At 69.5% G+C, this 12492-nt stretch carries 10 protein-coding genes; 5 read left to right on the top strand and 5 right to left on the bottom strand.

What is annotated here, in order from left to right; translation table 11 throughout:
- Positions 1-234: 234 nt before the first annotated feature.
- Entirely contained in the window at positions 235-4731 is a 4497-nt protein-coding gene (locus tag WS49_RS05210) for a DEAD/DEAH box helicase (RefSeq protein ID WP_059525093.1), read from the top strand.
- A 131-nt stretch (positions 4732-4862) separates the two neighbouring features.
- The gene (locus tag WS49_RS05205; protein ID WP_059525091.1) at positions 4863-6137 is read left to right on the top strand and encodes an APC family permease; all 1275 of its coding nucleotides are present in this window, start codon (positions 4863-4865) and stop codon (positions 6135-6137) included.
- Positions 6138-6233: 96 nt separating this feature from the next.
- On the opposite strand, the gene WS49_RS05200 is transcribed toward WS49_RS05205, so the two are convergent.
- From WS49_RS05200 to WS49_RS05185, 4 genes are all read right to left on the bottom strand, one after another.
- On the bottom strand, positions 6234-6530 hold the full coding sequence (locus tag WS49_RS05200; RefSeq protein WP_059466239.1) for an XRE family transcriptional regulator: 297 nt from the start codon (positions 6528-6530) through the stop codon (positions 6234-6236).
- A gap of 70 nt (positions 6531-6600) precedes the next feature.
- Positions 6601-6960 carry a type II toxin-antitoxin system RelE/ParE family toxin gene (locus WS49_RS05195; protein ID WP_059525089.1) on the bottom strand — a complete coding sequence of 120 codons (360 nt, stop codon included), beginning with the start codon at positions 6958-6960 and terminating at the stop codon, positions 6601-6603.
- A gap of 134 nt (positions 6961-7094) precedes the next feature.
- Entirely contained in the window at positions 7095-8081 is a 987-nt protein-coding gene (gene pcaQ, locus WS49_RS05190) for a pca operon transcription factor PcaQ (protein WP_059525087.1), read from the bottom strand.
- 77 nt (positions 8082-8158) lie between these two features.
- Entirely contained in the window at positions 8159-8896 is a 738-nt protein-coding gene (locus WS49_RS05185; protein ID WP_059525085.1) for a helix-turn-helix domain-containing protein, read from the bottom strand.
- A gap of 120 nt (positions 8897-9016) precedes the next feature.
- Here WS49_RS05185 and WS49_RS05180 point away from each other — a divergent pair, with 120 nt between their 5' ends.
- From WS49_RS05180 to pcaG, 3 genes are all read left to right on the top strand, one after another.
- The gene (locus tag WS49_RS05180) at positions 9017-9580 is read left to right on the top strand and encodes a YiiX/YebB-like N1pC/P60 family cysteine hydrolase (RefSeq protein ID WP_059525084.1); all 564 of its coding nucleotides are present in this window, start codon (positions 9017-9019) and stop codon (positions 9578-9580) included.
- A 290-nt stretch (positions 9581-9870) separates the two neighbouring features.
- Positions 9871-10578, top strand: coding sequence for a protocatechuate 3,4-dioxygenase subunit beta (gene pcaH / locus WS49_RS05175; RefSeq protein ID WP_059525082.1), 708 nt, complete (start codon positions 9871-9873; stop codon positions 10576-10578).
- 3 nt (positions 10579-10581) lie between these two features.
- On the top strand, positions 10582-11175 hold the full coding sequence (gene pcaG, locus WS49_RS05170) for a protocatechuate 3,4-dioxygenase subunit alpha (protein ID WP_059525080.1): 594 nt from the start codon (positions 10582-10584) through the stop codon (positions 11173-11175).
- Positions 11176-11635: 460 nt separating this feature from the next.
- On the opposite strand, the gene WS49_RS05165 is transcribed toward pcaG, so the two are convergent.
- Positions 11636-12415, bottom strand: coding sequence for an AraC family transcriptional regulator (locus tag WS49_RS05165; RefSeq protein WP_059525077.1), 780 nt, complete (start codon positions 12413-12415; stop codon positions 11636-11638).
- Positions 12416-12492: the final 77 nt, after the last annotated feature.

Here is a 12492-nt window from a genome sequence, read left to right as displayed (position 1 = left end):
CGCGCAACCGCCCGACGCACGTCGAACGCGACGTCCTCCTCTCGCCGATCCGGCACCCGCGCCCCGACGGGTGCCGTTCCGCGCGCCCGCCCGTTGAAATGCCGGCATCGCACCTCATCTGAATCTCCGACGCGCGCGTTCTCTCGCCCGCGGTGTCCGGCACGCGCACGCGACGTCTGGCACACTGACGATTCGCGCGCCGCCCACGCGCTCGCACCCCAATTCAACGCTCCGATGGACGTCACAGCCACCCGCCCCGCCAACGCGCTCGACGTGTTCCACCCGGCCGTCGCCGCGTGGTTCCGCCGTGCGTTTGCCGCGCCGACCGGCGCGCAGGCGCTCGCGTGGCCGCACATCAAGGCCGGGCGGTCGACGCTCGTCGCCGCGCCGACCGGCTCCGGCAAGACGCTCACCGGGTTTCTGTGCGCGCTCGACGATCTCGTGCGCGATGCGCTCGCGCACGACGGCGCGCTGCCCGACGCGACGCTCGTCGTCTATGTGTCGCCGCTGAAGGCGCTGTCGAACGACATCCACGTGAATCTCGACGCGCCGCTCGCCGGCATCGCCGAATCGCTCGCGCAACTGGGCCTGCCGGTGCCGACGATCCGCACCGCCGTGCGCACCGGCGACACCACGCAGGCCGAGCGCGCCGCGCTGCGCAAACGCGTGCCGCACATCCTCGTGACGACGCCGGAGTCGCTGTACGTGCTGCTGTCGTCCACGTCGGGCCGACAGATGCTGTCCAGCGTGCGTTCGGTGATCGTCGACGAGATCCACGCACTGGCATCGTCCAAGCGCGGCAGCCACCTCGCGCTGTCGCTCGAACGCCTCGACGCGTTGACGGGTCGTGCGCTGCCGCGCATCGGGTTGTCGGCCACGCAGAAACCGATCGACGCGGTCGCGCGCTTCCTGGTCGGCGGCCCGGCCGATGCGCCGCGCGACTGCACGATCGTCGACACGGGTCACACGCGCGAACGCGACCTCGCGCTCGAGTTGCCGAACGTGCCGCTCGAACCGGTGATGGCAACCGACGTGTGGGAGCAGGTGTACGACCGGATCGCCGCGCTCGCCGCCGCGCACCGCACGACGCTCGTGTTCGTGAACACGCGGCGCACCGCGGAGCGCATGGCGCGCCATCTCGCCGACCGTCTCGGCAAGGACGCGATCGCGGCGCATCACGGCAGTCTCGCGAAGGAGCATCGCTTCGACGCCGAACAGCGGCTCAAGCGCGGCGAATTGAAACTGCTCGTCGCGACCGCGTCGCTCGAACTCGGCATCGACATCGGCGACGTCGATCTCGTGTGCCAGGTCGGTTCGCCGCGCGGGATCGCGCCGTTCCTGCAGCGCGTCGGCCGCTCGGGGCACCATGTCGGCGGCGTGCCGAAGGGCCGCCTGTTCCCGCTGTCGCGCGACGAGCTGGTCGAATGCGCGGCGCTGCTCGACTGCGTGCAACGCGGCGAGCTCGACGCGTTGCGGATTCCCGAAGCGCCGCTCGACGTGCTCGCACAGCAGATCGTCGCCGAAGTCGCCTGCGCGGAATGGCGGGAGGACGTGCTGTACGCGAGCTTCACCCGCGCGGCGCCATACGCGAGCCTGTCGCGCGAACGCTTCGACGACGTGATGAAGATGCTCGCCGAAGGCTTCACCAGCCGTCGCGGCGTGCGCGGCGCGTATCTGCATCGCGACGTGGTCGGCGGCACGGTGCGCGGGCGCCGCAACGCGATGATGACCGCGACGACATCGGGCGGCACCATTCCCGACATGGCCGACTACGCGGTGCTGCTGGAGCCCCAGGGCATCCAGGTCGGCACCGTCAACGAGGATTTCGCGATCGAGAGCCTCGCGGGCGACGTGTTCCAGCTCGGCAACCAGTCGTACCGGATCATTCGCGTGGAAACGGGCCGCGTGCGTGTCGAGGACGCGCAAGGCCAGTCGCCGAGCATTCCGTTCTGGCTCGGCGAGGCGCCCGGGCGCAGCGACGAGCTGTCGGCGGCGGTCGGCCGGCTGCGCGCGCGGCTCGACGGGCTGTTCGCCGAAGGCGATCGGCATACCGAGGCCGGCGGACGCAAGCACGCGAGCGGCGCCCCGGCCGGCAAGACGGGCACGCGCGGCAACGCCAGGCAGGCAGCGGAAGCCCGTGCCGCCACCGATTCGCGCGACGACGCCGTCGGCACCGCGATCGGCCCGGCCGAAAGCCGCCTCGCGCCGGCGCTGCGCTGGCTCGTCGACGAACTTCATCTGTCGCCCGATGCGGCCCGCCAGATCGCCGACTATCTCGCACGCACGCGAGCGGCGCTCGGCGCACTGCCGACTCAGGACACGCTCGTGATGGAGCGCTTCTTCGATGAATCGGGCGGCACGCAGCTGGTGATCCATTCGCCGTTCGGCAGCCGCATCAACCGTGCGTGGGGGCTCGCGCTGCGCAAGCGTTTCTGCCGCAGTTTCAACTTCGAGCTGCAGGCCGCCGCGACCGACGACGCGATCATTCTGTCGCTGTCGCTCGCGCACAGCTTCGCGCTCGACGAAGTGTGGCGCTACCTGCGCTCGGCCAGCGCGGAGCACGTGCTGGTCCAGGCACTGCTCGACGCGCCGATGTTCGGCGTGCGCTGGCGCTGGAACGCGACGACCGCGCTCGCGCTGCCGCGCTTCACCGGCGGCCGGCGCACCGCGCCGCAGCTGCAGCGGATGAAGAGCGACGACCTGCTTGCGACCGTATTCCCCGATCAGGTCGCGTGCCTCGAGAACATCGTCGGCGAACGCGAGATCCCGCATCATCCGCTCGTCGACCAGACGCTCGACGATTGTCTGCACGACGCGATGGATACCGACGGCTGGCTCGCGCTGCTGCGCCGGATCGAAAGCGGCGCGATCGAGCTGATCGCGCGCGACCTGCCCGCGCCGTCGCCGCTGGCGGCCGAGATCCTGAACGCGAAGCCCTATGCGTTCCTCGACGACGCGCCGCTCGAGGAGCGCCGCACGCAGGCCGTGCAGTCGCGCCGCTGGAGCGATCCAGAATCGGCCGACGATCTCGGCGCGCTCGACGCCGACGCGATCGACGCGGTGCGCGACGAGGCATGGCCGCTCGTGCGCGACGCCGACGAAATGCACGATGCACTGCTCACGCTCGCCTGCGTCGCCGACAGCGAAGCGCATGCGCACGACGGCTGGCCCGAGCGGCTCGCGGAACTGGCCGAACGCCGCCGCGCGACGAAGCTCGTCACGTCGAACGGCGCCGCGCTGTGGGTACCGGTCGAACGGCTGATCTGCATGCGCGCGCTGCACCCCGACGCACGCGTCGCGCCGGCGCTGAAGGTGCCCGCCGCCTGCGCACAACCATGGGAAGTCGATGCCGCGCTCGTCGACGTGATCCGGGCGCGGCTCACCGGCTTCGGGCCGTTGACGCTCGACGCGATCGCGCAGCCGCTCGGTTTGCCGTCCGCGACGATCGCGACCGCGCTCGCGGCACTGGAGCGCGAAGGCTACGTGATGCGCGGCCGCTTCACGCCGGGCGCGACGACCGACGAATGGTGCGAACGCCACCTGCTCGCGCGCATTCATCGCTACACGGTCAAGCGGCTGCGCCGCGAGATCGAACCGGTCGAGCGCGCCGATTTCATGCGCTTCCTGTTTCACTGGCAACACCTGACGCCCGACACGCGCGGCACGGGCCGCGACGCGCTCGCAGCCGTCGTCGAGCAGCTCGAAGGCTACGAAGCCGCGGCGAGTGCGTGGGAAGACGCGTTGCTGCCCGCGCGCCTGACCGACTACACGGCGGGCGGCCTCGACGAGCTGTGCCGCTCGGGCAAGCTCGTGTGGACCCGCATCGGCGCGCCGGCCCGCGCGGCCGGCACCCCCGTGAAAACGACGCCGGTCGTGCTGCTGCCGCGCCGCCACCTCGGCGCATGGCAGGCGCTGCGCGACCCGGACGCGCAACCGGCGCTGTCCGCACGCGCGACGCAGGTGCGTGACGCACTCGCCGCGCATGGTGCGATGTTCTTCGACGCGTTGCTCGACGAACTGCACATGCTGCCCGTCGAACTCGAACAGGCGCTCGGCGAACTCGTGTCGGCCGGCCTCGTGAATGCGGACAGCTTCGCCGGACTGCGCGCGCTGCTGAAGCCCGCGGTCAAGCGCAGCGCGACGTATGCGCCGCGCACGCGGCGCGGCGGCGCGCTGATCGGCGGGATGGACGACGCCGGTCGCTGGGCGCTCGTGCAACGCGCTTCGGCACCGGACGATGCGCCCGCACCGAAGCGCGGCCCGGCCGCGACCGATCCCGACGCACTCGAACATATCGTCTGGACGCTGCTGCGCCGCTATGGCGTGGTGTTCTGGCGGCTGCTCGAACGCGAGGCCGACTGGCTGCCGAGCTGGCGCGAACTCGTGCGCGTGCTGCAACGTCTCGAAGCGCGCGGCGAGATTCGCGGCGGACGCTTCGTCGCGGGGCTCGCAGGCGAGCAGTTCGCGCTGCCGGAAGCCATCCCGATCCTGCGCGAACTGCGTCGCCAACCCGGCGACGGCCAGTACGTGTGCGTGACGGGCGCCGATCCGCTGAACCTTGCCGGCACGTTGTTGCCCGGCGACAAGGTGCCGGCGCTGGCCGGCAATCGCGTGCTGTTCCGCGACGGCGTGCCGGTCGCGTCGCTCGTATCGGGCACGTTCCACTACGTGCCCGAGCTGCCGCCCGCTGCACGCGAGGATGCGCGGCTGCGGCTCGCACGCCGCTACTGACATCGACTGACACGCGGCACGTCGCGGACTACTGAACGCCGCGCCGCATCGCCGCGCCCGTTCGGGTAGCATCGAGCGATTCACCGCGCGGCCGTCCGCGCGCATAACAAGCCTCCCGGAGACTGCCCTTCATGTCCTCGCATGCCGATTCGCCCGCCGCTCATCACGCGGGCTCGCTGACGATTTTCCAGGGCGCCGCGCTGTATATCGGCGCGGTGCTCGGCACCGGCGTCATCGCGTTGCCCGCGCTCGCCGCCGAGGTCGCGGGCCCGGCGTCGCTGCTTGCATGGGCCGCGCTCGTCGTGCTGTCGGGGCCGCTTGCGGCCACCTTCGCCGCGCTCGGCGCGCGCTATCCGGACGCGGGCGGCGTATCGACCTACGCGCGACGCGCGTTCGGGCCGAAGGCCGCGGCGATCGTCGGCTGGTGTTTCTATTTCGCGGTGCCGGCCGGTGCGCCGGCCGCCGCGATGTTCGGTGGCGCGTACGTCGCGGCCGTCACGGGCGGCGGGCATACGACGGTCATCGTCACGGCTGCCGCGCTGATCGCGACGGTGTCGGCCGCGAATGCGTTCGGCGTCACGGTGTCGGGCCGCATGCAGCTCGTGCTGTCGGCGCTGCTCGTCGCGCTGCTGCTGGCCGCCGTGCTCGCCTCCGCGCCACATGCGCGCCCGGCGAACCTGCATCCGTTCGCGCCGCACGGGTGGCTCGCGGTCGGCCAGGCTGCCGCACTGCTCGTGTGGAGCTTCGCGGGCTGGGAAGCGATCACGCACCTCGCGGCCGAATTTCGCCGGCCCGCGCACGACATGCCGCGCTCGGCCGGGATCGCCGTCGTGGTCGTCGGCTTCCTGTACCTGTCGGTCGCGGCCGCGAGCGTGACGGTGCTCGGGCCGTCGGCCGGCGCGTCCGGTGCACCGCTTGCGGAACTGATCGCGGGCGGCATCGGCGGTCATGCGCAGGTGCTGGCGGCCGCGGCCGCGCTGCTGCTCACGCTCGGCACGATGAACGCGTATTTCGCGGGCGCGGCCAAGCTCGGCGCGGCGCTCGGGCGCGATGGCGCACTGCCTGCATGGCTCGCGCAAGGCAGCCAGGTCGGCGGCGTGCCGCGCCGCAGCCTCGGCGTGATCGCGATGCTGGCGGCCGTCGCGCTGGCCGCGACGACGCTCTCGGACGTCGGGCCGAAGCCGCTCGTGCTCGTCACGTCCGGGTGCTTCGTGATGGTGTACGGCCTCGGCGCGGCCGCCGCGCTGAAACTGCTGCCGCGCGGCGGCATTGCGTATCGCTGCGCATGGATTTCGCTGGTCGCCGTCGCCGGGCTGTTCCTGACGACCGGATGGTATTTCCTGTGCCCGCTGCTGCTCGCGGGCGGTGCGCTGCTGTATCTGCGGATAGCCGGGCAGCGCACGTGATCGCGTGCCGGTGCCCGTGTGCGGCCGAGCGCGCGCCCGTTCGCCGCGATGCACCGACACGCCGTGCAACGGCCGCGCACCGCTTCGCCCGGTGCGTCAGGCCGGCACGAGCTCGAAGCTGAGCCGCTTGCCGAGCGCGGTGGCGGCGCTCGCGAGCGTCGCGAGCGTGAGGCTCGTATCGGTTTCGTCGAGCAGCCGGTTGAGTGCGGCGCGGCTGGTCTTCATCCGCGCGGCCATCGCGGTTTTCGTGATGTGCTGCGCCTTCATTTCCTGCCCGATCTGCCACGCGATCACGCGCTTGATCGCGGTGGCGGTGGCCGCTTCGAGGTGCCCTTCCTCCTCGAGGAACGTGTCGAAGTCGCTGCCGATATGCGGATTGTTCGTGGTCGTCATGGGTACTCCAGTGCATGGCGTTGCCGGCCGGCACATCGCCGATCGCATGTGGCGGCGCAGCCGGGGGAATTCAGATGGCGCGCGTGAGCGCTTTCAGCCGCGCGACGGTCACATCGAGATCGTCGGACGGCGTGGCCTGCGACTGCTTGAAGAACGCATGCAGCAGCACCATCGTGTCGCCGACGATCGTGAACAGCACGCGCGCGCTTCGCCGCGGCAGCATCACGCGGATTTCCCAAAGATCCGCCGACATCTTCCGGACCAGCGGCATGCCGAGCGGCCAGCCGAGCTGAACGGTCTTGATCTCTTCGCCGATCACCCTGCGTTCGATCTGCCCGAGCGCCTGCAGCCATTCGCGCACCGGCTCGTTACCACGCGCGGTGCGGAAGAACCGCACGCCGAGCGTGATCTGAATCTGCTGTCTCGCCATCGTCGTGTCATCAAGCGTATCAAAAACGGTACGATATGCCAAGCATGACGAGGCCCGCTACTGACCGAACGGCTAACGAATGGAGGTGAAAGAACGGCGGCTGGACACCGCCCGCCCACGCCCTGCCCGGCGGCTCAACGCGCGCGGCGAGCCGGCTTGCGCGCGCCGCGGGGCGTGCGACGGGTGGGCGCATCGCCGAACCGCGCCTGCGCGATCTCGCGCACGGCGTCGATCAACGTCCGGGCGACGGGTGACGGTTGCGCGTCGGTGCGCAGCACGAGCCCGACCGGCTCGTCGGTGCCCGCGGACGGCAGCGGGAGCCGCGCGAGTGCACCGGCCGACAGGTCGTATTCGGCCGCATAGAGCGGCACGAACCACACGGCGTCGTTCTCGAGCGCAAGCGCACGCGCGACCGACACCGACAGCACCTCGATGAACGAATCCAGCGGCGGCGCGCCGCACGCGCCGAGCAGTTGCTCGGCCGACTGGCGGATCAGCGTGCCGAACGGCGGCAGCACGACCGGGTAGCGCGCGAGCTCGACAGCCGGCGTGGCGCTCGTCAGCAGCGGATGGCCCGCGCGCACGACTGCGACGAGCGGTTCGTTGTACAGCTGCTCGAACGCGAGGCCGATCATCCGCTCCGGCTCCGACAGGCGCCCGATCGCGCATTCGATCGTCCCGGCCTTCAGGCGCTCCAGCAACTCGGTGTTCGCGGCCGTCGCGATCCGCACCACGATGCGCGGCCAGCGTGCGGTCAGCGCCTTCATCAGCGCGGGCGCGAGCGATGCCGCAACCGTCGGCAGCATGCCGATTTCGAGCGTCGCCGCGGCCGCGCCGCCCTCGCGCGCGAGCAGCCCGACGCCCTGCCGCAGCGCCAGCACGCACGCGTTCGCATGCGGGATGAACAGTTGCGCTTCGCGGGTCGGCTGCGCGCCGTGACGCCCCCGTTCGAACAACTTCACGCCGAGGATCGACTCCAGTTCGGCGATCGTCTTCGACACGGCCGGCTGCGTGATCGACAGGCTTTCGGCCGCCTTCTGCACACCGCCCAGTTGCGCGACCGCGAGAAAACATTGCAGGTGCCGGAACTTGACGCGGCCGTCGGCGATACGGTTATTCATAACGAGCAGTTATGCGAGTGACGATGAAATGCCATTTTGCATAACTTTCCGGAAAGGCCCAAGCATTCGGCGCGGTGTCACGCATGACGCCGCAGCGCGTGGAATCCGGTCGGCTCCCAGATCCGTTTCGCGATCAGCAGGGCCGTGCCGCGCTTCTGCCCGAGCGGCGCCGACGACGACTCCGCATGCAGCGCCGCCGCCTTGCTGCCGAGCCGCCGCAGTTCCTGCTCGAGTTCCGCGGCGGCCGCGTCCGTCAGCATCCCTTGCGAGAACGTCATCGTCTCGCCCGGGCCGTCGAAGCGGCTGCCGAGAAAGTCGTCGAGCACGTGCGCATGGAAATAGCGGCGGATCGGCCCGCCCGGCAGCCAGTCGAAATCGCGCGCGACGCGCACGCGAATCCGGTCGCCCGGGAGCAGCGCGATCACGTTCATCCGGTCGAGCATCAGCAGGTATTTGACGCACTCGGCCTGCGTCACGCGATAGGCGGACACGATGTCCTGCACGGTCCAGTAGTTGATCGCGCAGACGGCGACGAGCAGCAGCTTCTCGTCCGACACGAGCAGCGCCTCCTGCTGCTCGGTCAGCACGCGCAATCGCGGCGCGGACGCCGACGCCTCCTGCACGAGCTCGGCGAGCGTGTAGCCGAGCAGTTGCGCGATTTCCGCGACACGCTCCAGCGTGAAGCGGCCGCTCGCGAACAGCCGCTTCACGCTCGTCTCGGACACGTCGAGCGCACGCGCGACGTCGCGGTAGGTCATCCCCTGCGCCTTCAGCTGGCGCTTCAGCGTTTCGATGAGTTGGGCGGTCTCGGTCATGTTGGTATCGAAAAATGATGCTGATGGTCGGATATTAGGCTACTCGCGCATCCGAACAGGCACTTTTGGATACTCGTCTGCATAATCCGCTCCGTCCTGTCACGCACCGACGGAGCCGCGATGAACACCCGAACCGACACCCATTCCTTCGATCCGCAGCACGCTGCTCGGCGCGATGCCCGCGACACCGATCGCACGCTGCCGCTCGCCACGATGCGCACGCTGGCCGCCGGCGCGCACGTCGGGGATCTCGTGTTCATCCGCGTACCGGCCGGCGCGTCCCGTGCCGCCGCAGGCAGCGTGGACGCGTGGGCCGGTCGCTTCGGCATCGTCGTCGATACGTCGGGCGACGAGCCGCTGATCGCCGAGCCCGCGTTTGCGCGGACGAAGCTCACGCCGCTGTCGCGCTTCGTCGCCCGCGCCGACGGCGGGCGCATCGCGCTGGCCCGCCGCGTCGCGGCACCAAACGTCGACGCGCAGCGCAACGTGCACGCGCTGGCCGAACAGCGGATCGACGCGCTGCTCGGCAGCCGCGTCAAGCTGCTGGCGCAGCGCGGGTTCTGCGCGAACTATGTGACCGACGTGCTCGGCGCCGACCGCGCCGCGACACCGGCCGCGCTGCTGCGCAGCGGCACGCTGTCGCTCGAATTCGACGGGATCGTCTTCGATCCCGCCCGACCGTAACGACGAAGGACGAACGACGGGCATGCTCGGGGAGACCGGATAACAACAACAACGAAACACAATAAAGCAGCGACGGGCTGGCTGGAGGGCCGTGCACGGAGTCGTCACCGACGACGCGAAGCCCGATCGCTTTTTCGCCGGACAGGCCGCCTGTCCGGCGGATTTTCATTGGCGCCGCAAAACATAACGAACGGTTATGCAATTCGCGAAAAAAGGTCATTTTTCATAACTTTCCGGCTTGGCTAAAGTCTTGCCATCCACTTCGCGAAATACCTATCAGGAGACGCCCGATGGATTCCCCCACGATCCTCACGCCGCGCGACTGGCCGTCGCATCCCGCGTATGTCCACCCCGAGTACCGTTCGTCGGTGAAGCGCGGCCCGACGCGCCCGATGATCCCGTTGAAGGAAAAGCTGCGCGACCAGTTCGCACCCGTCTACGGCGCCGAGGATCTCGGCGCGCTCGACCACGACCTGACGAAGAACGCCGTGAAGAACGGCGAGCCGCTCGGCGAGCGCATTGTCGTCACCGGCCGCGTGCTCGACGAAGGCGGCAAGCCCGTGCGCAACACGCTCGTCGAGGTATGGCAGGCGAACGCGGCCGGCCGCTACGTGCACAAGGTCGACCAGCACGACGCGCCGCTCGACCCGAACTTCCTCGGCGCCGGCCGCTGCATGACCGACGCCGAAGGCCGCTACCGCTTCCTGACGATCAAGCCCGGCGCCTATCCGTGGGGCAACCATCCGAACGCGTGGCGCCCGAATCACATCCACTTCTCGCTGTTCGGCGACTACTTCGGCTCGCGCCTCGTCACGCAGATGTACTTCCCCGGCGACCCGCTGCTCGCGTACGACCCGATCTTCCAGGGCACGCCGGAAGCGGCGCGCGACCGCCTGATCTCGCGCTTCTCGATGGACATCACCGAAGAAGGCTATGCGCTCGGCTACGAATTCGACATCGTGCTGCGCGGCCGCGACGCTACCCCGATGGAGCGCTGAACCATGACGACGCTGAAGCAAACCCCTTCGCAGACGGTCGGCCCGTACTTCGCGTACGGCCTGTGCCCGCAGCAATACAACTACGATCTGAAGAGTCTGTTCACGCCGACGATCGCCACGCCGGACGCCGACGGCGAGCATGTGCTGCTGGTCGGACAGGTGTTCGACGGCGACGGCAACGTCGTCAGCGACGCGGTGCTCGAATTCACGCAGGTGGACGCGGCGGGCCGCTATCCCGCCTCGCGTGACGACATCGCGAAGTCCGGCTTCACGGGCTTCGCCCGCGTCGGCACGGGCACCGATGCGCAGCACCGCTTCGTCGTATCGACGGTGAAGCCGGGCCGCATCGCCGCCGACGAAGCACCGCACGTCAACGTGACCGTGATGATGCGCGGGATCCTGACCCACGCGTTCACCCGCGTGTATTTCGACGACGAAGCTGCCGCGAACGCGGCCGATCCGGTGCTGAACCTGGTGCCGGCCGAACGCCGCGCGACGCTCGTCGCGAAGCGCGACGCGCAACCGGGCCGGCCCGTCGTGTATCGCTTCGACATCCGCATGCAGGGGCCGGACGAGACCGTGTTCTTCGACGCGTGACGCGCGAGCCGGCGCCGGCCGGCTGCTCGCACCGAACCGCCGCGTGGCGCGATTCCAACAGGTATCGCGTTGCGCGGCGGTTTTCATTTTCGCGCATCAACATTCGATGCCGTGCCGCAGCACGCCCGGTCGGGCTCGCCGACGCCCGTCGCTGGCTCCTTCGGACCCCGAAATCGAACGCGCGATTAAAACGCATGCTGCGACTGCACATGAATCGTGGGGCCCGCGCAATATCGTTTGCGCGTTATGCGGCGTATGCTTTGCTATCCGCAGTCCGCCGAGGCAATTAATTCGAAACGAGCAACAATTTCACGATTCGATGCACGAACACGTCCCGCTGGCTGTCGCGCATTTTTTCTGACCGAGTGCCTTTAAGCGCGTCTGACCGAAACCTGGCAGGCGCGTTTTTTTCGTCCGTGACGGAAGCGCGGCACCGCGCCCGCCACCGTATCCGCTCCGACTAGCGGCGCGCCTCCAGATACCGGCTCGGCGTTTCGCCGAGGATGCGGCGAAACGCCGACGTAAAGGCGCTCGCGCTCGCATATCCGAGATCGAGCGCGACACGCGTCACCGGCTGCCCGTCGCTCAGCCGTGTGATCGCCGCCAGCATGCAGACCTGCTGGCGCCACGCGGCGAAACTCACGCCGGTCTGCGCGCGGAACAGCCGCGTAAACGTGCGCCGGCTCACGCCCGCATCGGTCGCCACCTGGTCGAGATCGGCCGCGATCGACGGCGACGCGAACAGATGCCGGCAGATCTTCGCGAGGCGCGCATCGCTCGGCAGCGGCGCGTGCAGCGACAGCCGCGGCATCGTCGCGATTTCCGCGACCAGCAGCGCCATCAGCTTGCCTGCCCGGCCGTCGACGTCGTACATCGCCGGCAGGTCGATCGCATCGTCGATCAGTTGCCGCAACAGCGGCGACACGCCGTATACGCCACACTGGTCCGACAGCCCCGCAGCCCGGGCCGCATCTTCGGACACGAACGCGTTGAGCATCGTGACCGGCCCGGTCATCGTCATTTCGTGCCGCACGCCGGCCGGCACCCAGCACGCGCGCTGCGGCGGCACCAGCCAGCGGCCGTGCGGCGTCGACACGCTGATGGTGCCGCGCGACGCGAACGCGAACTTCCCGCGCCCGTGCGCATGCTCCGGAAACGTCGTGCCCGCCGCGTAGTCGTTGGCGGTCGCCACGACGCTACGCGGAATATGTTCGTAGGGATCCAGCAGCGTATTTCTCAAGGCCCGAATTCCATCATGAAGGAACCGATAGCGAAGGCGGGTCACCTTCGATCGGTCTACGATCCGCTCCACGCTTG

The sequence above is a fragment of the Burkholderia sp. RF7-non_BP4 genome (assembly GCF_001521935.1).
In the GTDB taxonomy this organism is placed as follows: Bacteria; Pseudomonadota; Gammaproteobacteria; order Burkholderiales; family Burkholderiaceae; genus Burkholderia; species Burkholderia diffusa.
Note: the sequence above shows the minus strand (reverse complement) of the source record. Positions and strands in the feature narration are given on the sequence as shown.

Coding starts and splice junctions, on each gene's coding strand:
- WS49_RS05210 (WP_059525093.1), top strand. CDS start 235: ATGGACGTCACAGCCACCCGCCCCGCCAACGCGCTCGACGTGTTCCAC.
- WS49_RS05205 (WP_059525091.1), top strand. CDS start 4,863: ATGTCCTCGCATGCCGATTCGCCCGCCGCTCATCACGCGGGCTCGCTG.
- WS49_RS05200 (WP_059466239.1), bottom strand. CDS start 6,530: ATGACGACCACGAACAATCCGCATATCGGCAGCGACTTCGACACGTTC.
- WS49_RS05195 (WP_059525089.1), bottom strand. CDS start 6,960: ATGGCGAGACAGCAGATTCAGATCACGCTCGGCGTGCGGTTCTTCCGC.
- pcaQ (WP_059525087.1), bottom strand. CDS start 8,081: ATGAATAACCGTATCGCCGACGGCCGCGTCAAGTTCCGGCACCTGCAA.
- WS49_RS05185 (WP_059525085.1), bottom strand. CDS start 8,896: ATGACCGAGACCGCCCAACTCATCGAAACGCTGAAGCGCCAGCTGAAG.
- WS49_RS05180 (WP_059525084.1), top strand. CDS start 9,017: ATGAACACCCGAACCGACACCCATTCCTTCGATCCGCAGCACGCTGCT.
- pcaH (WP_059525082.1), top strand. CDS start 9,871: ATGGATTCCCCCACGATCCTCACGCCGCGCGACTGGCCGTCGCATCCC.
- pcaG (WP_059525080.1), top strand. CDS start 10,582: ATGACGACGCTGAAGCAAACCCCTTCGCAGACGGTCGGCCCGTACTTC.